The following is a 26,625-nucleotide window of genomic DNA, read 5'->3' on the forward strand; positions in this document are numbered from 1 at the left end:
AAGATAGTTGTCAGTGTAAGGTTTTCCTTTGCTTTTTGGCTAGAGTGCTGGCTCGTCGTGTGGGGGCGAAACCCCACGTATTACGTATCAATTTTTGAGTAAGAACTATGTTGAGACGAATGATCTAGGCGGTTCGGCTCGTATACTTGCTTGTCCAAGTCAAGAACCATTGTTTTGCTTTTAGCACTATATAGAGGTACAGCCGCATGCCCATCAACTTAAGAATGGAAACAAAATGTACTTTCATTTTGTGGGGGTAAAGCATTCCTAAAATATAAGCATACTTTTAATCATACGCATACCAAATAAACCCTAACGGGTTTCATTTTTTAAATTATGAAGCTTTCTTTTGTTTTCTCAATCCATTATATTCATAGACAACACCCAAAATATCAAAGACTGTTTTCTTCTCATATCGATGAGGTTTCCGCCCATTCTTCTGGAGCAAGTGGAACAGACGGATTAAAATCTTTGTTATCTCTTGGGTGTTTTGTTGTATGGCTTGATACAAAATCGATAAATGATCTTGAATCATTCCAATTGCTTTATATTCACTTAATTCTTGTTTATTCTTTTGTAAAATTAATTGGCGCATCTTAAACATAGTAGAAGAACATAAAAAAATGGCAATGAGTTTTCCATAAACATGGCATTCTAATCGCTCTTGTTTAATATTTTGCCAATGATGAATTTGAAATAGGGATTTTCATGTTTTAAATACAATCTCTATTTGCCAACGGAGAGAGTAAAAATCATGGATTTGTTTCATCGGAATAATCTCCCAAGGTGTATTGGTAACATATAGGTTCATGCCAGATAATCGTTTGCTTTTTTTCGAATACGTAATACCCTTTTTACTTTCCGTATACATCTGTTTTTTCATACGCTCGCGAAGTTGTTTTTCTGTTAATCGATACATAATCACCCGCGTGAATAGTTTTTTACCCTTTCCGATATAAGCTTCTTTTATTTCATAGGACTGTCCTGGTTTTAAAGTATCCATAATGTGCTCTAAATCAGCTTTGATGTACTGAGATTGTTTTTTATTGTCCCATTTCGAAAGTATTCAGGAAATTCATTTTTGACATATACCCTATTGTTTAATTTGAGCCGCGATATATAATACACGCCACGTTGATCCATTTGATCTAAATCATCCAGTGAATAATAGCCTAAATCCCGAATACATAGGTCACCAGGGCGTAATGTTGATAAACACTGTGTTCCAAAGGTTTTATCATTATTTTTTCCTGGTTCCACTTGGAAATTTAAAAACTGACCACTATGTAAATCATATTCTAACTGAATTTTTATACCCGCTGTTTGAGCACAACCACCTGATCCAGGATACACACTAGCTAAATGCTTTGGTACCTGAAAAATTGTTGCATCTAAAATACGAATTCGTTGAAAATAGGCGATTGAAGAACTAGGAATCACTGATGTTTCACAAATTTTACTTTTTAATAACGAAGAGAAAATATGTTTTAAAAAGCAAACAGCTTTTTTATTGAAACGCTTATTGAGTCCTTCTGGACTCATAAGTGTTCCTGTAACAGCATGAAGTTGACTACATAGGCGCACTAAAGAATCACTCGCTACTCGTTGACTAATCCAAACACAGATAGTAGCTAAATCATGCCCTGAAAACTTACGTTTTCGTTGTACAAAACCTAGTTCTCTAGCAAGATTTTCTAAAAATGAAGGAGTAAGATATTCATGTAATTCTTCAGCAAATAGTTGTAATTCATCAGATACAGAAATAGACATACAAAAACGCCATCCTTTCCTATGATTCTACAGAAAGAATAGCGTATTTTTTCATTTTAGGGGGTATTTTGTTTTGTTAGCTTGATAGCAATGGGGTCCCGCCCCACATCCATCAACTTAAGGATTTGGACTATTCTTGAAGTTAAAAGCACGTTACCATTCTCTTATATTAATGAGAAAGGGTGACGTGCTTTTTATGAATATGCATCAAAAACAAGAGTTGTCTTTATTTGCCGAAGAGTTATATCGATATATGTCTCCCGCTACACTTAATCAATTAGCTATAGAAGCAGGCGGCATGAAACGAAAACGTAAATGCCACGGGCATCATTTTTTATCTTTGTGTGTATGGTTAAATCAACAGGTCGCTACTACCTCTCTTACTCAACTTTGTAGTCAATTAGAAACTTCAACAGGAGTTTTATTAAGTCCGGAGGGACTTAATCGGCGATTTAATTCGGCTTCTGTAGCCTTCTTTCGAACTGTATTTACTACACTTCTACAAGCTAAAATTGGAGGGTTATCTAAGATTTCTCATTCTCTTTCTGCTTACTTTGAGCGCATTCGTATCCTTGATTCTACAACTTTTCAAGTTCCAGATCGATTCGCATCTACTTATCCTGGTGCCGGAGGATGTAGCCATAAAGCTGGTGTGAAAATTCAACTAGAGTATGACTTGTTGAGTGGAGAATTTTCTGATGTGAAAATTGAACCTGGAAAACGGAGTGATCAGTCGTATGGTGCGACTCGCACAGGCATGATACAAAAGAATGAACTATATATTCGTGACCTAGGATATTTTCGTTTACAAGACTTTAAGTCTATCCAAGATAAGCAAGGATATTATTTATCACGATTTAAATTACCAACTAGTATAAATCGTTTGTCTTCTAATTGTTTCCCAATCGGTCCGTCATGGTTTAGGCCCATTGTTTCAATGACTTGAAGTGGCATACCAGTTTCATTTGTGAAGCTAACATGCAAGTTAATACCAGAATGTTCACCGTAGTAAACTGCCCATGATAAACGATTTTTTCCAACTGTGATCGTTGTTGAATCAATGTTTGGAATGTGATATTCATTGTTCATGAGAGATGCCTCTTTTCGTAAATGTTTGTGTCGTAACTCACATTTTACAAGAAGCATCTCTCTTTTTGTCTATAATTTTATTGGAATAAATTAGATAATCAACACGCATGATAATAAGCCTTTTTCGATTCACTAATAAATCCAACTTTTTTAAAATATTTGAATTTTTTATATCATCATAGTATTATGAAATAGAAAATAAAAGGTAATAAATTACAAACAAAGAAATCATTGTAAAATTCATCTATTCTTGCTTTATTTATTGTGGCATTTTCTTTAGCAATGCCAACAAAAGCACAAGAGAATCTATTAGATGAGAGAATCTATTAGATGAGAAACTATATCAAAGTCTAATTGAAGAAGGTTCTTATTCTCCTAAAATTACATATGAGATGGCCAATAAGTTTCATATATCTTCAATGGCGAGGAAAAGAAATATTACTGAGAGAATAGTAACCTTTCTATAAATGGTATTTAAGATTATATGAGAGGAGGTGACAAAAGATGAAAATGGAAATCATTAATGAAGCAAACACAGTTGTTGAAGTTGAAAATAACATGCAACAGTACCCATTTGAAGTTTAGTATTCCACAAAGGATGATCATATGAGAGGAGGTGACAAAAGATGAAAATGGAAATCATTAATGAAGCAAACACAGTTGTTGAAGTTGAAAATAACATGCAACAGTACCCATTTGAAGTTTAATATTGCACAAAGGATGATCATATGAGAGGAGGTGACAAAGGATGAAAATGGAAATCATTAATGAAGCAAACACAGTTGTTGAAGTTGAAAATAACATGCAACAGTACCCATTTGAAGTTTAATATTGCACAAAGGATGATCATATGAGAGGAGGTGACAAAGGATGAAAATGGAAATCATTAATGAAGCAAACACAGTTGTTGAAGTTGAAAATAACATGCAACAGTACCCATTTGAAGTTTAATATTGCACAAAGGATGATCATATGAGAGGAGGTGACAAAGGATGAAAATGGAAATCATTAATGAAGCAAACACAGTTGTTGAAGTTGAAAATAACATGCAACAGTACCCATTTGAAGTTTAGTATTGTGCAAAGCTACATAATCTAGGTAAAAGTAAAGAGGTTACTCCATAGGAATTGAATATTAAGCTGTTTCTATATTGATTGCATAAGCACAAGATGTATATTTTCTGAAGATTTATTTAAGGAAGGACTTCTGTGCTTATGTATCCTTCTTTGCAGGAGTTTTAAATGTACCTTAATTAACAATAAATAATTCGAGAAAGAAGTTACATATTGCAAGATTCATGTGTTACATATTTAAGAGTTTATCCAATATTCCGTCTTTTCCATGTGAGTGACTTATAAATCGATAAAGATAAACCATAAAGTAAAGGTATTTATCAGATAGTTCTCTGTATACTGTATTTTCTATTTTTCTGTTTAAAAATTAATTTTTAAGAAGGAGGAGGCTAATTTACTTTAAATTGGCTATGTATAATGATGAATTATAATTTAAATGACATACCGGTAATTAACAAAACATACAATGAAACGCCAAAAGGAAATGGGCAAGTTATTTCTACTGTTGATGGAGAAATAAAGATTTTGCAATGTTCACACGAAGTTTTAGAAAAAGTTCTATCTTTAGTAAATGGGACTCGAACATTTGAAAAAATAGAGAATGAATTAGAAGAATTATATCCTTTAGATGAGATAAGAAATTTTTTATCCGCTTTGGTAAATGAGAGAATTATTTATCCAACTCCGGAAAGTAATGAGACTTTAGAGGGTGCCACTGTTTGTATTATCGGAAAAGGGCGACTAGCATCTGCGATGAATAAAGCAATAGAGTCAAGTTATCATAAAGAGTTTAAAACGATAGCGTTCACTATAGATGAGTTTTTGTTAGAGCAGTCTATGATTGATTTTGATGTTGCCGTGTTTGCACCAGATCAATGTACTTATGAAGATATACTGTGTTTGAATAAAAAAATGCTTTCTAAAAACAAACCATTTATACAGTGTTACTTTGATGGTCGTGAACTAGGACTCGGTCCATTTTTTATTCCAGGTAAAACCGCATGCTTAGAATGCCAAACCATGTATCATATTAAAAATATTAACAATAAAATTTTTAATGGACAATTGATAGATACAGAAGATATCAAATCGCTATATTTTTCACATGAATTCCCTTATGCCTATAAAGATTCACAATTATTATATGTCGCTGATTTAATATGTCAGGACATAATTAGTTATTTACAAAAAGGGAATATGGAATTTGCAGATGTTAGAAAGTGTTACAAAGCAAATTCGCTTACATTTGATAATAGCTATACCTATTATCCGACAACAGAATGTAAGTGCTGTCGTGCTATGAATAATTCTTATACGAAGTGGAGAGAGGGTCTTCTCCCTATTTTCAAAGATACAAAAGCTTCTTTAGAAAGAGAAATTTGTTATACTACTGGTGGATTGCGTTCTAAAACTGAAGAAGAAACAAAGCAGTTGATTGATGAGACGCTTGAACGAATCGGATTAAAAATTGATGTAAAGCGTGCTGTAAACAATCCTTTTAATCGTGTAGTACCTTGCTATAATGCTATATTAGATACTTCCCATAGTAATAAAACACCTTATTTCTTCCGAAAAACTAAAGCGTGGGGTAAAGGTCTAACTGAAATGCAGTCATACTTCTCTGCATCTTTTGAGATGTTTGAGCATATTGGACGTCAATATGTTGGTGATGTACCCATTGTAGAAGCATCTTATAAAGATGTCGCGCAAAACGCAATAGAAATGAATACAATTGCCGAATCAATACAAAATAAAAATACAAGTTATGATAAATTTAATCCTGATACAGCAATTGACTGGGTTTGGGCGAAATCATTAGTGAAGGATGATTACAAACTTGTACCAGCTTTAATGGTGTTTATGGATGATGTAAATACAAAAGGTCGTTTCTATGGAGGATCCTCTACTGGACTCGCTTCTGCAACTACTATTGAGGATGCCATTCTTCATGCACTGCTTGAAATTATTGAGCATGATGCTTGGATGGTTGGACAAGCCAATCAACATGTTCTGCCTCGTTTAGACTATATGACTTCAACAAACAAAGTATTGAAAGAGCGTATAGACATGGTGAAGGATATGGGGTATGAAGTAATAACTAGAGATTACACAAACGATTTAGAAATTCCTGTATTCAGAACTTGGATTGTTAATCCAAACAATGATACGCATTTTGCTTTCAGTGGTTTTGGTGCTTCAATTTCACCTGAAATCGCATTGGAACGTTCCGTTACTGAAGCCATGCAAAGCGATGCACTGGTTGATCCCAATAACCCATTGAATAATAGCATTTCTGGAGCTAAGTTGTTATCAAGAGTCAATTCTATATATTCTCTCCCATATTTATATAAAAAAGACATTGCGGGAAAAGCACCAAGTATTTCAATGCTAGATAAACCTAGCCTAAAAATAAAAAGTGTTAACCAAGCGATTCAACATATCATTAAACAATTGAAGAAAAAAATACCTGGTTGTGATGTTTTATATGTCGATTTGACAAAGGATTTTATTAATATACCTACTGTTAGAGTTATTGTCACTGGTGATATACAAAGGCTTAACCATCCTCTTATTTCAGTAAGCCCAAGAACACTTAACTTTGGTATCAATATGGGGTATTCTAATACACCAGCAACATATAGAGAATTATATCTTGGAGACTATCCGCATTAAAGAGGTAATCAACATGTCTACAAATCATATAAAAATGAAAAAAAATCATATTCGTTTACGCCTTATTTCTGAAGGTATTCAAAATATATTATTTTATATGCTTTTCCCTTTCATGACTTTATATTTAACAAAAGCATGGGATGCGGGTATTGTTTCTATTGCTTTAGTAACTATTGCAGTTTTAGGAATGTTTTCTGGCATTTGGGGAGGAATTCTTGCTGATAGGTTTGGTAGGAAACCTGTAATAATACTAACAAGCATAGGATTTCTAATTGCTACTACATTATTTATTATTGGAAGATTAGTATTAAGTAATGTAACAATTTATATGAGTTTCGCTTTAATGAGCCTTACATATGCCGCATATTTACCAGTAGGGAAATCCTATATTTCAGATTGGCTTGATGAAAAAGAACAGAAAAAAACGTATATATTATCCTATCAAATATTTAGTGCTTCAGTAACAATCGGGCCACTTATAGGTAGTTTTATATTTGATTCTATGCCGATATGGTTTGTTTGGATATCTTTAATTTCGGCTCTGTTGCTTCTTTTTATTTCTTTATGGGGAACCCCGGAATTTAGAGATAATAGAAACTTGACTATAGAAAAAAAATCTAATAAAAGTAGTTTCCTATCCACTTTAGCTCTTATAGGAAAGGATAGGCGACTATTCATTTTTGTACTAGCCAGTATCTTTGCAGCTCAGGCTTTCATGCAATTGGAAATATTGCTTCCTTCCAAAGTAATTGAGGACTTAACTCAAGGAGTATCCATATTCGGTATTTCAATAAATGCTTCTCAATACTACGCATCTTTATTAATGACAAATGGTATTGTAGTAATCGTCTTTGGGAGTATCGTAGGAAGGCTTTTATCTAGATATAGTACAAGGTTTAGCTTTGTAGGATCGAGTTTATTGTATGCTCTCTCTATGATTATCTTTGCATTTTCGCAAAGTTACATCACTTTTTTTATAGGAATAATAGTGTTTACAGTAGCTGAGCTACTTGTTGTGAGTACACAGGATGCATATATTGCGGGAATCGCTACTGCTAATCAAAAAGCGCAATATTTTGCTGCAGCCAATATGCGATATTCCATTAGTAAAATCTTTGCACCTCAGCTATTAGTACTTGTATCATTTGTAAGCTATGAGGGCGCCTTTCTAATCGCAGCTTTTTCTGCAGTATTAAGTGCATTTTTCTTTTTCTTACTCTTTCAAAATACTAAATTACAAAACATACATTGAACATACAGTGTTAGAAGAAAGATAGGGATTAACAGTAAGCCGCCAATCAAATAATGTGTCTAAACAGACTGCACCTCCTAGTACTATACATGTATGAATGTATAGTACTAGGAGGTGCTTTTTTGGTACTATGTCAATGTATAAAATATACGTTAACTTTTGCTACAAATTAAAAAAGTTAACATTCAACTTAACATAACACTTATACGGAGAACCAAGAAAAACCAAAAAGCTCCTATTCGGCCAACAGAAGATGGTAAAAAGCACAAGTTACCTATTTATTTGTTTTAGATGTCATTTTATATTGACATCTTTTTTTATGAATCGTTATTTTTCAGGTGTTCCCTTTTGGGTACACTCTATACCTCTTAAACCATTGTTATTATTCACTTTTTATAAATTTCCTATCTCACTCTATATATAAAGGCTAAAAGGTCCGCACCAACATTTCACAGATTTTGTACGCTAAGGATATAAACTTTAATATGACAAGGTTTTTTTACATCATAATCAATGAATTAAGGACGAGCCCTTGTTGGAACAGGCATTGTAAAAAAACGATCGTTTCTGTTACATCGTCTAAAAATCCTTAGTGTACACCAAAATCAATTTTTTCGTGTCGAAATTTGCTTAGCGTACGAAATACGCGTTTTGTTGGTTGGACCCATCGCTATCAAGCTAAAAAAACAAAATACCCCCTAAAATGAAAATTTTCTTTCTCTATAGTTAGTTACTTTGAGAAGTCAGCACATTTTTCTTTAGTGTATGTGTCTAATAAGTCATTATTGGATTTAATTATATTTTTTAATTTACTTATATACATTCTATCTTCCTCACTTTCTACTTCATCCACTTACACCTGCTGCGCTATCTTTCATCTTATAATGCTCACAATGATTGTATTGAGTTGTTTCATACCATTTTTTAAAGTTGGTTTCTTCAGTGATGGTACAAACACGATGGATACTGATATCGTGTGTCAAAAAAGACAACAAAAAACCGAAATGACACTAATTTATCAAATCGGTTTTTATTCTATCTACATGAATGAATTTCTATCAGCCTCTTTTAATTTACTAAGAATTTCATTAGCAACGCCCTCGAATCTTTTAGGATCGTCAGAAATAATTTCATTAAGTAAATTGATTACTGTTAATTTTATATCACTATTCATTCCTACAAGAATTTTAGCATACTCACTTCTATATAAATCATTATTTAAAATTCTTATGTTTAGTAGCATTGCCCACTCTTTTGCACTCTCAACCATTTTTGGTAAAGCTTTAGGCATCTCTGTTAGATATTTTTCCATTTCAAAACTTTCAATAAAATGAACTAGACCAAACATAACTTCTTCCTCTTGTGTTTCATCCTCAAATACTATACACAACTCTTTAATAAGCTTCTCATCATCACAATCTGCTAAGCTTTCTAATGCATCGTCAAACTCTTCACATTCTGACTGATTTTTCAAAAATCTACAATTATATAATCTCTTGATTTCAAATCTACTATCCATATAAACTTCCCCTTTTAAAAAATTAACAAAATCAGATATTATTGAAAAACATAAGACACATGAAATGACAAACTATAATGTTCTACGAAATCAATAGCTTTCATTTTAAATTCAATCGAAAAGATCTTCTTTTCCCCCAAAAAATCCCCTCCACAATCAACAGTACAGTAACTTTCTTTCAGCTGTCTACTACAGGGGAATACCACAATACAAAAATCATCTTTTTAAAACTGCCTAACTTTTTTAATGTTCTTTACAAAGGATATATTTCACAAAGTTATTAAGTATCTTTATTCATTTGTTATCAAAGATTTTCTATTCAGTGTCTTCTAATATTCTATCATCTAATTCTTCTCTCGCTCTCTCTATTTCTCTACACGTTTCAATTAAATTGCTCAACAGTTCAAGAGAGATCTGCCTATCTTCTTCCTCAAGAATTCTTACTTCTGCACCCAATGCGTTCAATTTAACAACAATATTTTTAAGTTTAATCAATTCTTCTTTATCATAATAACTAAACTTTAAAACTGGAGTTTCATCTTCTATATTTCTTTTTAACTCACTAATTGGTTTATAACTAAATTTTCTTAAAAAAGTAATATACTTAACAATATTCTTATCTGGTCTAACTATTAAGGACATACAATGCACCTTAAAACCCCCCTAAAAAAATAAAACATCTAGTATCAGCTCTCCTGATAAACTATTTCCCCGTGCATCCATACAAATTATTAAACGTAGCATGGAAAGTTCCTAGAAATACTAAATGTTACACCGAATAATTTATTCGCTGAGGAATTTAAAGTTCGTTATCAAACAGGAAACGAACTTATAACATTTATTAAAAAAAAGGAAAGGGTTATTTACCCTTCAACCACTTATCTCTAAACAATTCTTTATCTTCAAGTAAGTTGTTCCCAGCTAGTTCATAACACACTAACCAAAAATCTTTTTGCCACTTTGTACAATCTTCCTCGTAATCCATAAGTCTCTGAATCATACAATATGAATCAGAAGGTTCAATTTGAATCAGATTATCTTTAAAAAATAAAGCTATAAGACCATGTTCGATAGATAGCAAGCAACCTTCATCATGAAATGAAATTGCAAAGTAAGCATAGTTGTCCTTCGTATAGTTAGGTAAAATCTCAAATGTAGGAATCCCTAAATAAGGATGAATTTCTTCCATACTATTAAAAGTAATAGGACTAAAGGAATCGTCATTTTTATTATATATCTCGTAACTCATGAAACCTTTCAATTGCAATTCAAATAGAACCTTTAGTATATTTTCATAAACAATATCAAAGTGTTCTTTTACATAACATAGCGTATTATAAGCTTCTTTTGTTAAAGGTTGATTACTTTCTAAATACCCACCTAACTCAATTTTGTTTTGTCCAAAAAACGAAACAGAACAATTTACGTTTATAGATCCATCCCAACAATCATATTTTTCAGAGAAGCAAAAATCATCCACTTTACCTACCATCATTCACACCTACCTAGTTAAATTTTGTTCTTCATAATTAATGCCCTAGGGCGTAGTATAAATACTAAATCCGGATGGTACAACGGTGCAACTTTTTTAGAAACGGTTAATCTTTCTTATAAGCGATTAAACTTTATTTCAAATCCCCATCAACTTCATCCGTCAAATTTTCCTTTTCCTCCTTTGTTTTTGGCCATAAAAAATGCTCATTCCTCCCCATTATTCAAGTTGGAATAAACCTTATAAATGTATTAAGCGGGCTTGTCAATTACCTTTAAAAACGTCTCTTAAATTTTTGCTCAATTTATACCTTCTTTTTCTGTTAATTCCTATTAACAAATTCCCTATTCAAACTGCAACATCCTGGTAACCTACTTCAGTTACTATTTCATTTAATAAACGCAGCCCTATTCCATTAATTCTTCCAATCCTTTAGGGTTCATCGGTTTAAGGAAATTTAAATCAACAACAATAGCATGATTGACGCAAACAGGACAAACTCCATTCATTAGCTCAGTTTCATAACCCATCCGAAAATGATATGATTACAGTGGCAATAGCATTAATTATTACCTAATTATTGAAATACAAAATGAGAAAATGACAACACGGAGGGGAAGTTATGGGCTTTTTTAGTAGATTTTTCAAAAAAGTAGAACAAGCAAACAATAGAGAGGTAACCCTCAATGAACTAAGTGAAGAATTATATGTTGAATCTCCAATAGAAGAAGCAAATAGCTTTTGGGTATCAATGGCACAAAATTTAATTGTCAATACTGTAAAAGCCGCTGACAATAATGTGGAACGCGCTTTTATTTTGGTTAATTTTAAAAAAGGAGAAGCTTCTTTTGATATTTTTTATCAAATTAACGGGCAATTGTATTTTTGGAATCAGCTAGAAGATCAGATGATTAAAAATAGAATTAAGGATGAGTTGTTACCACAAGCTTCAGAAGTTTCAGATGCAGTAAACCTGCAATTTCATGAAGCGGACCATCCTACAATCTCGTTTGCTGAACTGCAATTTGAATGGGAAACAAAGGCCTGGTTTTCACACATCATTTGGGAAGACGACCCTGCCTCACAATTACCAAAAGATCAAATATTAACTGAATGGTTCAACCTAATTAAAAAGGAAACTCAGAATAAACCACTTGATAGTGATACAAAATTTTCTTGGTATCCATCAAACCCGTAAAGTTGATGAGCATGGGTGTTACCTAAACAAAATATACAATATAAGTTGATTTTGGAATTATTTTTTGTCTACGTTTCAGATAAAATTAAACAAAAACCTTGTATAAAGGTGGAGAACAGATGAACATTCCTAAACAATTCATTAAACCCTTTCCTGCATATGAAGAAGTGTTTTATGATCATTTGGAGCAGCATAAAAAACACTTTTTACCCATTTGCTCTATAAACTTACAATGCATTGAACCAGAATGGGATCAATGGTTACATATTGTGTCAGCAAAGGAAATTCACGAGGGTTGTGTTGGCGATTTTACCCAACCATTTCACACGAATTATACGAAAGAAGATACGTTAGGCTTTGATGTGATTGACGGAAAGTATAAATTTGAAGCAGATTGGAATTACTTTGAAATTGAACAAAGCCCTTCCGACATTGTAGAGAAAGCCTATGTGCGTAATGAAAAAGATTATCAAATCCGTAAAGAATTTTTTCAACGTAATCAGAAAATTTATCCTTATTCTAGCTTTAGAAAAGAATTTACATCCGTAGAAGCATTAGAACAAAAGTTTATCGAAAAGCAAACAAATGGCTGGGGATTAAATTATCCCGAGGTGAATGGAATTCTGGATGATATACGTTTTATGACAGAAGAAGGGCAAGAACTATTGGAAGATTGCGTTAGCGAAGACGAAATTTTTGACTATACCAATCTACTGTATGTGCCAAAAGATGAAGATGGCCATTCATTTACATATGTTGGATTTGTTACAGGGTATTATTTTCAAGCTTATGGTGCGAATCGTATATACCTATTTTTCAATAAAGAATTAAGAAAAGCAGTAATTTGTTTTGAGTATACATAAGGTACAAGAAGCAGTAGAGACAGGAAAGAGCTGTCGGCAAACATTTGAGTGAAAAAGGAAATCATTTCGATTTCCTTTTTTGTATTCTATTCATACATTAGAAGATCATTGATAAATGTTTATCTATAAATACTTAATTTCTTTAACTAGTCATGAGCGTGGGTGAATTACTCAACAGTTCAAAAGAGATCTGTCTATCTTCTTCCTCATCATTCAAGTTGGAATAAACCTTGTAAATTTATTAAGCGTGTCTGTCAGTTACCTTTAAAAACATCTCTTAGGTTCTTGCTCAATCTATATAGTATACCTTCTTTTTCTTCAGATTTATATTTGAAAAGAAGCCCTAGGCTATATGTATATTAACCACCATTGTTCATAATTCATTAGTCTTTCTCTGTTAATTCTTATTAGCAAATTCCATATTTAAATCGCAACATCTTGATAGCCTACTTCAGTTACTTTTTCATTTAATAGACGAAGCCCTAGTCCATTTTCAGTGTCCCATGTACAATCAAAGGTTATCCCAATATCTCGATCTTGATGAATATCTCCATATGGAACAACAATTCCAACTAAAGTTATCTTCTCAAGTAATTGATTAGTTGTTTCGATTTGTGGATAATTTTCATTAACTTCAATATCATATCCTAGTTCTTGACGCTCTTGTTTATAATAGTCTAATATTGCTTGTAAAAAACCTTGCTGTAATTGTTCCCAATTTCGCACTAATGAGTTATAAGCAACATATTGTTCTTCATCAAACTTACCGTCTTCTTCACCTTTAACCATCAATGCTATTTCAGCTTCTTTTCCATAAAATTCAATGGTAGTGTACTTAACCCATACATAATCATATTTAAGCTCCCCAAAAACCACATCATTTATTATCATTTTCAAATTCTCCTTTTTATTAGAAAATCCCTCACTAACAAATACAGACTTGCAACTACTCAGCCATACATTTTATTTAGAGGTTTGGTAAAGAGTATAGTTCCAGCGAAAATACGCTTACCTATCTGCCATGAAGATAAAAATGGAAAACCTTATTAAACTACTTCTTTCTCTTGTACTACCGATAACTCATAAGCTGCTTTATGTTTCATCATTCCATAAACGATGTTTACAAGCCTTCTCATAACAACTCTTTTAAAAAGTGCATAATATCATCTTTTTTTAGCGAAGTATTACTATCCTCTAAATAATTAATGAACTCTTTAGCTACTACCTTATTTATTAATTTTATCTCATAAAAACCATCTAAAAACTGTTGTAATATGCTTCCGTCTACATTTTCAATTGGTGCAGGCAAATATTCTTCATTATCAAACTGATAAGCTCTCCAAGTAGTAAAAGATATTGCATCTACAATACAACCCCACACTAATTCTTTTAATGGATTACTTTCATCTTGCATTTGCATAAATAAACCTGTAAATTCCGTCCCATCGTCTAAAAGGTAGTAGATTTCATCTCCTAAATATCGCTTATTTTCTAACCACTCCCAACAAGTTTTCATAGCGTTATTTATATCTTTGTATGCTGAAGAAGAAGTTAACAAATTAACAACTGTTCCACTTAACCCTAACAAAAATGCAACTTGTCTATCTGACCCTAAATTTTCAAATGTATCTAACATAATATCCCTCATTTACTCAACTAATTTTCTATTTCTTAAAATAAAACTTTCCTTTCCAGAAACCCTAATACCTTCTTTGACATCAGTTGTAACTTTAATTGTAAAATTAGGATATTTTTTACTTAGATTTATAAATACCCCAAATTCTTTCTTTGGATTAGTCATACCTTGCGTACATATCGAGCATTCAACTCTTGGATTTGACTGATGTATTACAAGAGTTCCTTCCACCTCATTTGGATTAACTCCTAATTTTTTGATTGGCATATCAAATTCATTAATAACTCCTTCTTCAGCGTGCTTCAGAAATTATATATGTCGTGGATTAGTTCCATCATACGGCGCTCTTATTTCTCTATTAGGCATTATATTATCTAGATCAAGCAATCCAGCTTCTCTACGAACTTTTATTGAACTCCCTTAAAAAATCTTCCCTTCTAGTCCTGATATTTCCGTTTTTCTAACAGCTATAGTATGAGCCTCAGGTACATTTAATTTTTAACGTAAAACATCTAATTCTGCCTTTCCAACTTCTATTTTACTTAAATCTTTACCCGTACCCTATGTTGTAATCTTAAAATAAAAAGCACTTGTTGCTGAACTGCACCCCAATTGTTAGACACCGTCTAACAATTGGAGGTGCAGTTTTTTTATGAAGAAATACTCTTTAGAAACCAAGTTATCGGCTGTTACTGCTTATCTTAATGGCGTAGAATCCTTTAAGGATATAGCTCAAAAGCATTGTGTAGATATGAATATGTTAAAAAAATGGGTAGCTAAGTTTAAAAGGCATGGATTGGCAGGTCTTCAAAAGACATATACAAATTACTCTGTTGAGTTTAAAATGGACGTACTTAAATTTATAAACGCGATGGGAGCGTCCATCGCAGAAGCTACCGCAGTATTTAATATTCCTACTTCTAGCACTGTATGGAAGTGGAAACATTTATTTGAGACACAAGGGATTGACGCTCTTCAACCAAAGGAGAAGGGGCGCCCACTTATGAAAAAGAAGCCAGAGAACAACCAACAAGTAGAAGGATCGAAAGAAGCATTAAAAGTTGAAATTGAGAGATTACGTATGGAGAATGCGTATTTAAAAAAGTTACATGCCTTAATTCAAGAAAAGGAAAAATCACAGAACAAGACAAAGCGCAAATAATTTATGAGTTGAGGCACGAATTTAAAATCATTGACTTAGTAAAAGTCGCTGATATTCCGCGCAGTACCTATTATTACTGGGTGAAACGAATGGATTGCTCAGATAAATATTACGAAGTGAAAGAAATAATCCAACAGATTTTCCATAAGCACCAAGGTCGATATGGCTATCAGCGTATTACATGGACATTACGCAATCAAGGTATCATATTAAATCATAAAACAGTTCGTCGCTTAATGAACGAAATGAATTTAAAATCTCTTGTCCGTATGAAGAAGTATCGCTCATATCGTGGGAAAGTTGGCAACATCGCACCAAACATTCTAAAACGTGATTTTGGAGCAACGAAACCAAATGAGAAGTGGGTTACAGATGTGACAGAATTCCACATACATGGTGAGAAGTTGTATTTATCTCCGATACTTGATTTATATAATGGTGAGATTATTGCGTATAACGTAGAGAAATGCCCTGTTTACCCATTAGTCTCAAAAATGTTAGATAAGGCTTTTCAACAATTAAAAGATGGTGAATTTCCTATCCTCCACTCGGATCAGGGATGGCACTATCAAATGAAGGAATACCAACATGTATTAAAAGAAAAAGGAATTACACAAAGTATGTCTCGTAAAGGGAATTGTTTAGATAACGCAGTCATCGAAAATTTCTTTGGCTTATTAAAGTCTGAATTACTCTACTTACAAGAGTTCGAAAGTATGGAACACTTTCAATTAGAATTAGAAAAATATATTTACTACTATAATCATGATCGAATCAAAACAAAACTAAAAAGAATGAGCCCTGTACAATACAGAACGCATTCCTCATTAGCTGCTTAAAATATGTGTCTAACTTTTTGGGTTCACTTCACAATCAAGTGCTTTAAGTTCATCTATTTTTAAGTAGCATTAAGTTTGTAAGTTTTGTGGTAATAGTATGACACCTTTTGTATGTCATGAAAACTACTACGTTAAAACTAACGAGTTTGTACGAGCTCATTAGTTTAATATACAGTCCATGTGTTTATATTCATCGCCAATAAAATGTCATCTCGCCTAAGCTCGTACTGCTTTTTCTATACTAGAATTGCACATAGTGGCCCCTGATGGTACAACCATCAGGAGTCATTATTTTCAAACTCCTCATTGTTTTTCTGTATCATTCAAAAATCTTTTTGGAGTTCCTTTAGCTAGTTTTAATCATGTGATTTGTCTAGATAGATGTATTAGTGAAGCATACCCATAAATTCATCGAAGGTATCTGCAACATGATAACTTACTGGTTCAAGTTCAGCAGAATTCTCATGATCCCACACACAAACTTTAGGGTTATTTCTTGATTCTCTAAAATCTAAACATAAAAAATCACCGGCAAATAATACAGCAATTGGTAATAAAGCTACTCCCAGTAAATCTCCATCATCCGTAAGTCTCTCATCTAGCTGAGTCCATGTTACATCAATATCAAACATACCTATTTCAATATTTTCTGGGGCTTCAAGAATACATAAAAACCTAATAACTGCATAGCTATGGTTATTACACACAAAAGATCTCTTTTCTGGGGAACCACCATTATTAACTTTTATGAAATTCTTATAATCTATCGGTAGTTGAACTCTCCAAAATTCTTCTTTCCTTAATATTAAACTATCAGATGGTAACGGATAAATTATAGATTCTTTTTTTATTTCCATTAAAAACACTCCTTTTTTTTATCATCTTGGCGCATGTGACCACATTCCTTTAGTCCTTCCACCATTATGAACAGTAATACCATGGATTCCATAAGGAACTAGTTTCATTTTCCATGGTACTTCAGTATGATGCCACGTATAAGAACCATTTTCCACCATAGCCCTTATATCTTCTGGAAGCCTGTTGTTCAACCAGTCAAATTGCTCCACATCTCTTTTTAACCATAAATCTTTTGGAAGTTCATCTTTATGCACTACTAGACCAAGTCCTTCAAAATCAGCAAATCCATAGCGCATACCTTCTACTTTTTTCACTTCAACTTTCGGGATAAGACCTAGTTCTTCAGCTCGTTGTTTTATCATTTTTCTTTTATTACTTGTTAATTTGTTTCCACCTTTAATATTATTGGCCCAAGACCAGTTTTTAATATCTATTACCTCAATATAATGTCGAGCATAATCATCTAATACATCATCAAAATTCTTAGTTCCGTTAATAAAATCATCTATATTATTTAAATTAACTTCACTTACTGTCTTACTTCTATTACCCGTACCCTTAGTTTCACCCTTAGAAACAGAAAATAACTCTCCAAGTGTTTTTCTTTCCTCCACACTCCCAACGCCAGTTGCCGAAGGTTCAGGGGATAAATCCCGGATCTCAATATTTTTAATCTTCTCCACGACATGCTTCATACTATCCGGCAACTTATTCAAGAATGACATTTCGGAAAGCGTTCATCATAAAAAAATTTCCTCTAATGGTATTTCCAATCATACTTGTTTGTCTGCATAATTCTTTTATAGCTTAAAATGTTTTTCTCTGTTCAATGTTATCTAGACGCTTCCCTCTAAACACCTAGATAACACAAAAAAGGACATATCCCTTTCGGAATTGTCCCTTTCACCTTGAGAATATTCCCCTCAAAATCTAGAAAAATAAACTATTGTTTTTGATTTAAAATATAATCAATTCTTGATTTATCACTAGCACTAGTCTTAATAAAATTAAATGATTTCTGTTTTAAATTATCCTGATATATATTAAAATCTTTTTTTAATTCTTCTAATTCATTGTTTTCTATTTTTGAAATAGCCTCTCCAGCATGAGACAATTTTTCATATAAAAAATCTGGAAGTTGTTTTCTTTTTATTCCTTCTAAAGCAAGATTAACAAGATACGAATACTTTATAAAATCATTAGTATTAATATTTTGCCATTCTTCCTCAATGATTTTCCCACTGGCTTGAGTAACAGTTAAACCATCTTCATCTACATATTCATCCAAGTCTAATTGAACTGCTTCAATTATATATTCATAATTTATTGAGTTGCTCATTTATATCCAATCTCCCTTTTTATTATTTTAACGTGTTATTGGTAATAACATTCACCTTAATATTGGGGAATTTTTCCCTAAATTCAAATATTAAATTAGTACAACTTTGACAGCAATCTAGTTCAGAGAATAAATTTATTTCCCCTTTTATATTGGGGTCTTTTATTTTAGAAGCGATATCTTCTAAAATTTTAGCTTCTGTGTCATTATACCTTGGGTGTACATCATCCACATAATTCGTTAGAACTCTATCCTTTTCTGACGGAGTAATTGAAAAATCATCTGCATAACCCAATGAATCGCTAGAATGTATTTGACTATGTGCTTTAAAATCTTTTTTTATTCCTGAAATTTTTCCAAATAAATACCTTTATTTCTAAATAGCTCTAGTCTCTTATCATAAATTCGACAATATCCATTCTGTTTTCTTTGATAACCTTCACCAAAATAACGTGTCGTTTCACAATGACTCATTTTCCTCCGCACATCTATTGGTATAACGACCACATTTTCTAGTTTCGTTGGTATATCATACGCTACATCACAGCTCACAAATTCTACTCGGCTTGCCCGCTTCCCTATCATCTCTATTATTTCTCTGAAATGTGAGTAATGCTCTGGCCTTGTCTCAATCCTTAGGGTATGTAAGTGACTGTAATGACCCAGTAAAGTGAGACAAGGATAAAGCACCCCCACTGTCATATGTAAATGTAAACGACAAATTGGAGGTGTTTTTTCTATGGGGAAAAAGAAAAATTATTATCCAGAATCTGTGAAGAGACATGTGATTGAATTGAAGTTGGAGGGAAAGTTAACCAATCGTGAAATTATGGAGAAGTTTGGTATTCGTGATGTGTCGCAGATCAAAAGATGGATGAAATGGTTTCGAAATGGGGAAGAACATCGATTCGCACAACCAATTGGCAAACAGTATAGTTATGGGAAAGGCCCTGCAGATTTAACGGAAGTGGAAGAGTTAAAACAAACAAATGCTTATCTTGAGATGAAAGTAGAAATATTAAAAAAGTATCAGGAAATCGAAAGGAGATGGTCCCAGAATTCATCATTACACTCGTAGAGGAAATGAAAAATTGTTATCCCATCGGTCTTATTTGTGAATGCATGGGTATCTCTCGTGCTACCTATTATCACTGGAGGGGAAAGTCATGGAGCTTGTCTCCTCTAGAAAAACAAATTAAAAGGCTTTGTACAACCTACAAATTTCGAATTGGGCATCGCACTGTCACTGGGTTATTACGAACAAAAGTAGCAATACACGTGAATCGAAAGACTGTACAAAGAACTATGCAAAAACATAGCCTTCAGTGCAGAGTAAAACCAAAACGAAAAGTAAAGATTTTAGGAGAAAGTCAGAAAATGGTACCCAATCGTTTAGAACAAAATTTTCAAGCAGACCGACCAAATCAGAAGTGGGTAACAGATATTACGTATTTACCTTTTGGGGAGTCTATGATGTATTTATCGACGATTATGGACTTGTATAGTAACGAAATCATCGCTTATCGGGGGAAGGAGAGTCAAGATGTATCCCTTGTGCTAGAGACTTTACAAGCTGCTTGCGAGAATCGAAAAGTAAAAGGTGTCACACTTCACAGTGATCAAGGATCCGTCTATACTTCCTATGCCTTTCAGAATTTAGCCGAAGAAAAAGGCATTATCACAAGCATGTCCCGGAAAGGAAACCGCTTCGATAATACCGTCATAGAATCCTTCCACTCCACCATAAAGTCGGAAGAATTCTATACCCCAAAAAGGGTACGCCTTACAAATTCTATTGTACTAGAAAAAGTAAATGATTTCATGCATTATTATAATTACATACGACCGTTTAAAAAATTAAACTACTTGTCCCCGGTTGAGTATAGGGAACAGGTAGCATAGGTGTTTTATTCCTGTCTCACATTAGTGGTCCAGTTCAAATTGACAATCAAGTGCTTTAAGTTCATATGTTTTTAAGTAGCATAAATTTGTAAGTTTTGTAGTAACAGTATGACACCTTTTGTACATCATGACAAATACTATGTTAAAACTTACGAGTTTGTACGAGTTTGTTAGTTTAATATACACTCCATGTGTTTATATTTATCGCCCCGTAAAATGTCATCTCGCCTAAGCTCGTACTTTGTTTTCTATTCTATCATTGCACACAGTACTCCATGACGGTACAACCATCATGAGTCCTTACTTTTTTAAAGCCTGTTTTTTTGAGTTCACTTGTCTTATATGCGTTCATATTTTTAATTTTTGTACTACAAACTTTTTTGCTCTTGTACATAGCTATAAATCTAGTATCATAGGTTGTAATATTTTAAAAATCATTATAAGCAAACTAATTTGTTTACTTTTATAAACTATAATTTAAACATGAGTATTACTTAGAGCAAAAAAGCTTTAAAGTTATTCATAAATATTAGTTATTTAAAAATCCATGTTTTTCAAATGCTCTTATTAAAAAATATAACTCTGCATGTCTCAAATGTTTTGGATTATCCTTTTTGGGCGGCACCCACTCTACTTCTCTTAACCACTTTTCCGCAGCTCTCTAGTTTCTTTATGTGACTCTTTGGTAATAGTTGAATTTACACCAAAATAAGTCTTATTGCCTACAGTAATACTTGCAACTGTATCACCTGAATCTATTGAGTATGGCTTTAATCCTACCTTCTCTCTAAATCTTTTTACTCCCTCACATCCTGCAATAGAACTTTATCTAAAGACATAAAAAATCCCCTCCATAATAAACAGTACAGTAACCTTCTTTCAGCTGTCTACTATAAGGGGAAATACCCGAATACAGAAATCATCTTCTTGATGTTGCATAATTTTTTTCAAGATGACCTCTACAAAGGATACATATTATTCTTTATTTAAACTTTTTTATGAAGACCACCAAACGAAAGCCGGTAGGAATCTGTGTCTATTATCTTGACGTATTATCATAATTATCAGCATTAGGATCATAGTCCAATATTACGTTATTAAGTTTATGATTGACATTATTTATTCTGGTCAACAGATCCTCAACCTCTTCTGATAACAATTCATTCTCTAATCCATTCCTATCAATGCTTCCTAGTTCTTTTTTTATGATATCAACCACACCCACAAAAACTTTTGGATGTGTCACTACTATCTCTCCAATGGCTAAGTGAACTAATAAATTTTCTGTTTCACCCTCATTGCAGACGGTTTCGAACTCATAAAATGTTCTTGCAGTAGCATATTTATATCCTCTATTTTCATTTAACATATTATCATACATTTCTTTAACAGCCTCAATTAATTCATTATACTCCCAATCTTCCATTTATATTCCTCCTATAGACTATGGTTTTAATCTGTTTCCGTTATTATGGATAACCTCTAGTTCTATATTTTTATATTTTTTAGCAAATTCTGCTATTACCCTACTACAACTATCGCAAGTATCTAGTTCTGTAAATAACTTTATTTTACCTTTTGCCTCAGTATTATTTCCAAGTCTGTTAGCTATATCATTTAGAATTTTATACTCAGTATCAGAATCTCTTGGGTACTCAATTCCATTCTTATCTGCTGCTTTTGAAGCTTTAAAAGTTGGGTTATTAGGCTTTAATGAAATATCCGCTATCCTTTCCTCTAACGTACCATTTAGTTCATTTATGCTACTTTGAGCAAAAAACTCTGATTTATCAATACCTTTAACATCTACTTCTGCTAAAGCAAAGTTCCCAGACTTTTTATATCCACTAGTTAATTTCCCCCTTAGCTCTTTCACTCTATCAATTATATGAGCTTCAGTTGCTGTATCAATTTCCCTTGTAGGATAAACTTTACCCGTACCCTTAACAGTACCACCCTCTTCCAACTTCGAAATCCGACTCTGAATAGCCTCTTTCCTATTTTCAAAAGTCGCTTTCACTGAACCTCTCAAGTCCGTTCCACGAAGAACTGTGTTGGCCCCACCGGCATCATCAGCAGCCGCGAAAGCGTGTGCTAAGGAATTATCTAGAGATTTACCAAATAATGTATTTTCCACCGCGTTAATTCCACTTGCTATACCATTTATCAGCTTGATCCATTTTAAAAGCATCGAAACATTACGGCCAGGGTGGCACAATCAAATGAAGCAATACCAAAATGTATTGAAAGAAAAAGGAATTACACAAAGTATGTCTCTTAAGGGGAATTGTTTAGATAACACAGTCATCGAAAATTGCTTTGAATTATTAAATTCTGCATTACTCTACTTACAAGAGTTCGAAAGTATGGAACACCTTACATTAGAATTAGAAAAATATATTCACTACTACAATCATGACCGAATTAAAACAAAATTAAAAGGAATGAGCTCTGTACAATACAGAACGCATTCCTCATTAGCTGCTTAAAATATGTGTCTAATTTTTTGGGTTCACTTCACAACCAAGTGCTTTAAGTTCATATTTTTTATGTAGCATAAATTTTAAAATTCTATTGTAACAGTACGAAGCCTTATATATATCGTAATAACTACTAGGTTAAAATTGACAAGTTTGTAGGGGTTCTTAGTTTAATATACAATCCAAGTGTTTATATTCATCGCCATGTAAAATGTCATCTTACCTAAGCTAGTACTTCTTTTTCTATTCTATCATTGCACATTGTACCCTATGATGGTCCAACCATCATGAAGTACGTACTTTCTAACAGCCTATTATTTTCCTGTACACTTCATAATACGTTTTAAATTAATTACAGCAATACTTTGTCACTCCTGTATACAAATGCTGTAACCTTTATAAGTTACTAAATAATATCCATATCCTATTCTACAAATGGATGCTAAAACTTTCATGAGTTATTAATTCAATTTAAATATATCTATTACTATAAATTTTTTAAAATTTATTATTTTTCACTTCCTCAAACCACTCATCAGCCGTTTTTATATCATCATTTGTGTATACTAAATCATACTTGTATTCAACTTTGAAGCTTCCACTCTGATAAATACTTAATACTATAAACCCTCTTTAGGTAGACTTTCTCCCCATCCTCCAACGCATCATTCCACCTTATGAGACTCTAAATACTTATTGTTGATCAAATAAAAGAAACTGCTAGATAGTACACCTTCTTCCCTTTAAGTATCAACATATACTTTATCGGCTCTATCCTCCACAGATTCCATACATATGGATATCATATCTGCTTGCAATTCACTAAATCTATCTTCAAATTCCTTTTACGCAGCTAAACCTTTAACTTTTTAAAAATTTAAGATACTTAGTATTCTTCGGATTCCCAAAACATCTACCTTCTGATTTTTTATTGGCAATGCTAAAAAATTCTTTTGCGCTTTCTAAATCCCCTAATTCAAAAGCAACTTTTCCTGCAATAAATTCCTTATCACCGGAATCTATACGTGCAAATCCAGTTAAAAATATTTTATCTGCCCACTCCTTTGCTTTTTTTAAATCATTTACCATAAAACAAGTGGAGATAATATCCTTAACTAAATGGTAACTCTCTTCACAATAAATACCTTTAGGATTAGGTATTATATCCCATGCCTCTTCTAATAACACAATAGAATCATTATAGTTACCATTATTAAATTGTTCATTGCTTTTTTCCAAAAGAGTTTCGAATTCTTCTTTTATAGGTGATTGTAAAATAGCCATATTTATCCTCCTCAAATTATATCCTTAATCAATTCAAAATACTTATCATCCTCATTAAAAAAGAGTTTATAGCCTTCTAAAATGTAAGCTCTTAACAGATACTCCTTAGCTCTATCAAGCTCCCCACACTCGAATAAACCCTCTCCAAGTCTCAGTAAAATAAATGGATTTGAAATACCCTCCGGACAGTTTAATGCATTATAAAAATTGCTTTTTGCTTTCTCATACTCACCATTTAAAAAATAAGTATCTCCTAATGCTGTATAAATCCATGTACTTGTTTCCCAATTGTTCTTCGGTAACGGAACCAAATCCAGAGCAGCTATATAGCTCTCTATTGCTTTATCACCTTTTCCTTTTTCAACAAAAGCATTTCCCTCGTTACATAATTTTACAATTCGGTCATACACTTGATCATTGAGTTCCAATATAAATTCCTCCTAATTATCTGGTGGTAAATATGTCTCTCCTAAACCAGCACCTTCAGAACGGTTTTTACTATAGTGTTCCAAATAATAATTATCTGGATCAAGCATCCAATCTCTTACTTCTTTAGACTTTGGTCCATACTTCTTCCGTCCAACTTCATTCCACCAAGTAACTGCATCTGTTTTATGTGCCATATCTGCTTCACTTAACGGACGCCACTTATTGTTACCGTCTAAAAATTCAGTTTTACCACGTACTGTTCGTATTTTTGGTGGATCTTCATTTTTCATTCTCTCTATTACTGCTCTACCAGTTCTGGAGTCTTTGCTAGGTGTACTACCCATATATCCCAAACGTCTAGTGCTGCCACTTGGTTCAGGTAAACCCACTTCTCTTATAGAAATATCCACCGCGTTCATAAAGTTTTATTACTGGCTCAAATAAATCTTTGTTTTCAATAGCGATTTGATTCCCCTAATCTATAAGTGCATTTAGTTCAAGGAAACTTGTAACTAGTTCCTTTCGATAACTATTCTTCATTTCATTAACTAATTCAATTTCTTCTATATTTGCTTGCGATGATGTGATTGAATTAGAAATACTTATAAAGGGGTAAACACATTTACCTGGATATGTTCGGAAAAATATCGCAGTTCTTCTTAAATATTCTTTGCACAATTGAAAGAACCCCCGATAATCCTGATGATTTTGAAAATTAATTATGGTAAATAGTAAAGGATAGCCTGCAATGTCTTTTGGTCTTACCCCTGTCAAGTAGACACAATTAAAAAGGCTAAGCTGCCATCTGGCATCGATATTCAATCGGTGCTAGGTGGTTTAATTTTTTCTGGAATCGCTGATAGTTATAGAAATAGAGATAATTCTCAATTAGTTCATGTAATTCGATATCTGTTTCAAAGACGTTTAGATAAACACATTCGCTTTTAAAGTGTGAAAAAAACGACTCAACACATGCATTATCATGACAATTTCCTTTACGTGAATGGCTGCCATGCATTCCAAGATGGGCTAATTCTTTGATGTATTCATGCGATGTATATTGGTATCCTTGATCAGAATGCAAGATACATCCGTACACATTTCTTTTTTCTTTTAAAAGTGCAATCGTATCCAATACAAGCTGTACGTCATTTCTTTTCGATAGTTTCCATGCCACGATTTCGTTATTATATAAATCTTGTATTACTGATAAATAAAGGAATCCATCTGGTGCCGGAATGTAGGTTATATCTGTGACGAATGCTTCGTTTAAAACACGATTTTGAAACTGGCGATCAAGTAAGTTCTCGAAAATCCGCGATGGTTTTCCCATATGTGATCGACGCTTTTTACGGATAATAGCTTGAATTTGTAGTTCACACATCAAACGATAAACTTTTTTATGATTGACTAAGAAGCCTCGCTCTTTCAACATTTCTTTGATACGAGGATAGCCATACATTTTGTATTTTAAATGAATATCTACTATTAATTCTTTGAGTGCTTTATCATCTTGATCTTTCGTTTCCATATAATCTTGACGATTTAACCATTTATAATAACCAGATCGATGTACTTTCGCAATATACGTTAACCAAGTAATTGGATAGTTTGGAGCCAGTGTAGCAATAATTTCATAACGATCTGTATAGGATGGAAGTTCTCCTCTCACAGATTTGGATACTGCTTTTTTAAATATTCTACCTGCGCTTTATAGTAATCTCGTTCTTCCTCTACACTTTTAAAATGAATTTTCTTACCCTTCAA

General features: G+C 32.9%; 23 protein-coding genes and 4 pseudogenes. 8 read left to right on the plus strand and 19 right to left on the minus strand.

Going from position 1 to position 26,625, the window contains the following annotated elements; genetic code table 11:
• Positions 1–334 precede the first annotated feature (334 nt).
• Positions 335–1,770 (minus strand): annotated as a pseudogene (locus tag AB1280_RS13530) (IS4 family transposase).
• A 196-nt stretch (positions 1,771–1,966) separates the two neighbouring features.
• Between AB1280_RS13530 and AB1280_RS13535 the strand changes: the two are divergent.
• A pseudogene (locus tag AB1280_RS13535) lies at positions 1,967–2,701 on the plus strand (IS4 family transposase); the annotation flags it as partial.
• Here the strand turns inward: AB1280_RS13535 and AB1280_RS13540 are convergent.
• Positions 2,614–2,859, minus strand: coding sequence for a hypothetical protein (locus tag AB1280_RS13540; RefSeq protein ID WP_429754499.1), 246 nt, complete (start codon positions 2,857–2,859; stop codon positions 2,614–2,616). The pseudogene AB1280_RS13535 and the gene AB1280_RS13540 overlap by 88 nt on opposite strands.
• A gap of 1,490 nt (positions 2,860–4,349) precedes the next feature.
• Between AB1280_RS13540 and AB1280_RS13545 the strand changes: the two genes are divergently transcribed.
• Together AB1280_RS13545 and AB1280_RS13550 are read left to right on the plus strand one after the other, a co-directional pair.
• Positions 4,350–6,605 (plus strand): YcaO-like family protein, encoded by a 2,256-nt coding sequence (locus AB1280_RS13545; protein ID WP_429754500.1) that lies wholly within the window; start codon positions 4,350–4,352, stop codon positions 6,603–6,605.
• Positions 6,606–6,618: 13 nt separating this feature from the next.
• Positions 6,619–7,857 (plus strand): MFS transporter, encoded by a 1,239-nt coding sequence (locus tag AB1280_RS13550; RefSeq protein WP_429756147.1) that lies wholly within the window; start codon positions 6,619–6,621, stop codon positions 7,855–7,857.
• Between the two features lie 1,039 nt (positions 7,858–8,896).
• Here AB1280_RS13550 and AB1280_RS13555 read toward each other — a convergent pair.
• The 3 genes from AB1280_RS13555 to AB1280_RS13565 all read right to left on the minus strand — a co-directional run bounded on the left by AB1280_RS13555 (position 8,897) and on the right by AB1280_RS13565 (position 10,871).
• Entirely contained in the window at positions 8,897–9,376 is a 480-nt protein-coding gene (locus AB1280_RS13555) for an Imm30 family immunity protein (protein ID WP_272190369.1), read from the minus strand.
• 315 nt (positions 9,377–9,691) lie between these two features.
• Positions 9,692–10,018 (minus strand): hypothetical protein, encoded by a 327-nt coding sequence (locus AB1280_RS13560; RefSeq protein ID WP_429756148.1) that lies wholly within the window; start codon positions 10,016–10,018, stop codon positions 9,692–9,694.
• A gap of 217 nt (positions 10,019–10,235) precedes the next feature.
• Positions 10,236–10,871 carry a hypothetical protein gene (locus tag AB1280_RS13565; protein ID WP_429756149.1) on the minus strand — a complete coding sequence of 212 codons (636 nt, stop codon included), beginning with the start codon at positions 10,869–10,871 and terminating at the stop codon, positions 10,236–10,238.
• Positions 10,872–11,490: 619 nt separating this feature from the next.
• Here AB1280_RS13565 and AB1280_RS13570 point away from each other — a divergent pair.
• Positions 11,491–12,066: a hypothetical protein gene (locus AB1280_RS13570; protein ID WP_429756150.1), complete on the plus strand. Its 576-nt coding sequence runs from the start codon at positions 11,491–11,493 to the stop codon at positions 12,064–12,066.
• Positions 12,067–12,185: 119 nt separating this feature from the next.
• A complete protein-coding gene (locus AB1280_RS13575; RefSeq protein ID WP_429756151.1) occupies positions 12,186–12,929 on the plus strand; it encodes a siderophore biosynthesis protein in 744 nt (247 codons plus the stop codon).
• 423 nt (positions 12,930–13,352) lie between these two features.
• On the opposite strand, the gene AB1280_RS13580 is transcribed toward AB1280_RS13575, so the two are convergent.
• The 3 genes from AB1280_RS13580 to AB1280_RS13590 form a co-directional block, all read right to left on the minus strand.
• Complete coding sequence (locus AB1280_RS13580; protein WP_429756152.1) at positions 13,353–13,820, minus strand: DUF2004 domain-containing protein; 468 nt, start codon at positions 13,818–13,820, stop codon at positions 13,353–13,355.
• Positions 13,821–14,061: 241 nt separating this feature from the next.
• Complete coding sequence (locus AB1280_RS13585; RefSeq protein ID WP_429756153.1) at positions 14,062–14,577, minus strand: Imm6 family immunity protein; 516 nt, start codon at positions 14,575–14,577, stop codon at positions 14,062–14,064.
• Positions 14,578–14,832, minus strand: a complete 255-nt coding sequence (locus AB1280_RS13590; protein ID WP_429756154.1) for a hypothetical protein — start codon at positions 14,830–14,832, stop codon at positions 14,578–14,580.
• 385 nt (positions 14,833–15,217) lie between these two features.
• On the opposite strand from AB1280_RS13590, the gene AB1280_RS13595 reads away from it, so the two are divergent.
• Positions 15,218–16,566 (plus strand): IS3 family transposase gene (locus AB1280_RS13595; RefSeq protein ID WP_429756155.1). Its coding sequence is split into 2 segments (ribosomal slippage): positions 15,218–15,674 and positions 15,674–16,566, totalling 1,350 coding nucleotides; the frame shifts between segments, so codons are not numbered across the junction.
• Positions 16,567–16,952: 386 nt separating this feature from the next.
• Here AB1280_RS13595 and AB1280_RS13600 read toward each other — a convergent pair.
• The 4 genes from AB1280_RS13600 to AB1280_RS13615 all read right to left on the minus strand — a co-directional run bounded on the left by AB1280_RS13600 (position 16,953) and on the right by AB1280_RS13615 (position 19,115).
• Positions 16,953–17,423, minus strand: a complete 471-nt coding sequence (locus AB1280_RS13600; RefSeq protein WP_429756156.1) for an SMI1/KNR4 family protein — start codon at positions 17,421–17,423, stop codon at positions 16,953–16,955.
• 21 nt (positions 17,424–17,444) lie between these two features.
• Positions 17,445–18,140 (minus strand): HNH endonuclease, encoded by a 696-nt coding sequence (locus AB1280_RS13605; protein WP_429756157.1) that lies wholly within the window; start codon positions 18,138–18,140, stop codon positions 17,445–17,447.
• A gap of 227 nt (positions 18,141–18,367) precedes the next feature.
• On the minus strand, positions 18,368–18,763 hold the full coding sequence (locus AB1280_RS13610; protein ID WP_429756158.1) for a hypothetical protein: 396 nt from the start codon (positions 18,761–18,763) through the stop codon (positions 18,368–18,370).
• A gap of 22 nt (positions 18,764–18,785) precedes the next feature.
• Complete coding sequence (locus AB1280_RS13615; RefSeq protein WP_429757341.1) at positions 18,786–19,115, minus strand: deaminase domain-containing protein; 330 nt, start codon at positions 19,113–19,115, stop codon at positions 18,786–18,788.
• Positions 19,116–19,502: 387 nt separating this feature from the next.
• Between AB1280_RS13615 and AB1280_RS13620 the strand changes: the two genes are divergently transcribed.
• A protein-coding gene (locus AB1280_RS13620; RefSeq protein ID WP_429756159.1) for an IS3 family transposase occupies positions 19,503–20,665 on the plus strand; the annotation gives its coding sequence in 2 pieces (ribosomal slippage) (positions 19,503–19,785 and positions 19,785–20,665; 1,164 coding nt in all).
• A gap of 1,039 nt (positions 20,666–21,704) precedes the next feature.
• On the opposite strand, the gene AB1280_RS13625 is transcribed toward AB1280_RS13620, so the two are convergent.
• Entirely contained in the window at positions 21,705–22,091 is a 387-nt protein-coding gene (locus AB1280_RS13625) for an Imm3 family immunity protein (RefSeq protein WP_098521315.1), read from the minus strand.
• Between the two features lie 18 nt (positions 22,092–22,109).
• Positions 22,110–22,802, minus strand: a complete 693-nt coding sequence (locus AB1280_RS13630; protein WP_429756160.1) for a deaminase domain-containing protein — start codon at positions 22,800–22,802, stop codon at positions 22,110–22,112.
• Between the two features lie 70 nt (positions 22,803–22,872).
• Between AB1280_RS13630 and AB1280_RS13635 the strand changes: the two are divergent.
• Positions 22,873–23,154 (plus strand): annotated as a pseudogene (locus tag AB1280_RS13635) (transposase); the annotation flags it as partial.
• 489 nt (positions 23,155–23,643) lie between these two features.
• Here AB1280_RS13635 and AB1280_RS13640 read toward each other — a convergent pair.
• The 5 genes and pseudogenes from AB1280_RS13640 to AB1280_RS13660 form a co-directional block, all read right to left on the minus strand.
• Positions 23,644–23,951: pseudogene (locus AB1280_RS13640) on the minus strand (hypothetical protein).
• A gap of 55 nt (positions 23,952–24,006) precedes the next feature.
• Entirely contained in the window at positions 24,007–24,429 is a 423-nt protein-coding gene (locus tag AB1280_RS13645) for a hypothetical protein (protein ID WP_429756161.1), read from the minus strand.
• Between the two features lie 11 nt (positions 24,430–24,440).
• Complete coding sequence (locus AB1280_RS13650) at positions 24,441–24,857, minus strand: tetratricopeptide repeat protein (protein ID WP_429756162.1); 417 nt, start codon at positions 24,855–24,857, stop codon at positions 24,441–24,443.
• A 12-nt stretch (positions 24,858–24,869) separates the two neighbouring features.
• Positions 24,870–25,148: a GH-E family nuclease gene (locus AB1280_RS13655; RefSeq protein ID WP_429756163.1), complete on the minus strand. Its 279-nt coding sequence runs from the start codon at positions 25,146–25,148 to the stop codon at positions 24,870–24,872.
• 503 nt (positions 25,149–25,651) lie between these two features.
• On the minus strand, positions 25,652–26,530 hold the full coding sequence (locus tag AB1280_RS13660) for an IS3 family transposase (protein WP_429756164.1): 879 nt from the start codon (positions 26,528–26,530) through the stop codon (positions 25,652–25,654).
• Positions 26,531–26,625: the final 95 nt, after the last annotated feature.

The organism is Bacillus sp. S10(2024), from assembly GCF_050473865.1.
In the GTDB taxonomy this organism is placed as follows: Bacteria; Bacillota; Bacilli; order Bacillales; family Bacillaceae_G; genus Bacillus_A.

Bases quoted from the DNA above. Each gene is read 5' to 3' on its own strand.
- AB1280_RS13540 (WP_429754499.1), bottom strand. From the start codon at position 2,859: ATGAACAATGAATATCACATTCCAAACATTGATTCAACAACGATCACA.
- AB1280_RS13545 (WP_429754500.1), top strand. From the start codon at position 4,350: ATGATGAATTATAATTTAAATGACATACCGGTAATTAACAAAACATAC.
- AB1280_RS13550 (WP_429756147.1), top strand. From the start codon at position 6,619: ATGTCTACAAATCATATAAAAATGAAAAAAAATCATATTCGTTTACGC.
- AB1280_RS13555 (WP_272190369.1), bottom strand. From the start codon at position 9,376: ATGGATAGTAGATTTGAAATCAAGAGATTATATAATTGTAGATTTTTG.
- AB1280_RS13560 (WP_429756148.1), bottom strand. From the start codon at position 10,018: ATGTCCTTAATAGTTAGACCAGATAAGAATATTGTTAAGTATATTACT.
- AB1280_RS13565 (WP_429756149.1), bottom strand. From the start codon at position 10,871: ATGATGGTAGGTAAAGTGGATGATTTTTGCTTCTCTGAAAAATATGAT.
- AB1280_RS13570 (WP_429756150.1), top strand. From the start codon at position 11,491: ATGGGCTTTTTTAGTAGATTTTTCAAAAAAGTAGAACAAGCAAACAAT.
- AB1280_RS13575 (WP_429756151.1), top strand. From the start codon at position 12,186: ATGAACATTCCTAAACAATTCATTAAACCCTTTCCTGCATATGAAGAA.
- AB1280_RS13580 (WP_429756152.1), bottom strand. From the start codon at position 13,820: ATGATAATAAATGATGTGGTTTTTGGGGAGCTTAAATATGATTATGTA.
- AB1280_RS13585 (WP_429756153.1), bottom strand. From the start codon at position 14,577: ATGAGGGATATTATGTTAGATACATTTGAAAATTTAGGGTCAGATAGA.
- AB1280_RS13590 (WP_429756154.1), bottom strand. From the start codon at position 14,832: ATGCCAATCAAAAAATTAGGAGTTAATCCAAATGAGGTGGAAGGAACT.
- AB1280_RS13600 (WP_429756156.1), bottom strand. From the start codon at position 17,423: ATGGAAATAAAAAAAGAATCTATAATTTATCCGTTACCATCTGATAGT.
- AB1280_RS13610 (WP_429756158.1), bottom strand. From the start codon at position 18,763: ATGAGCAACTCAATAAATTATGAATATATAATTGAAGCAGTTCAATTA.
- AB1280_RS13625 (WP_098521315.1), bottom strand. From the start codon at position 22,091: ATGGAAGATTGGGAGTATAATGAATTAATTGAGGCTGTTAAAGAAATG.
- AB1280_RS13645 (WP_429756161.1), bottom strand. From the start codon at position 24,429: ATGGCTATTTTACAATCACCTATAAAAGAAGAATTCGAAACTCTTTTG.
- AB1280_RS13655 (WP_429756163.1), bottom strand. From the start codon at position 25,148: ATGAAAAATGAAGATCCACCAAAAATACGAACAGTACGTGGTAAAACT.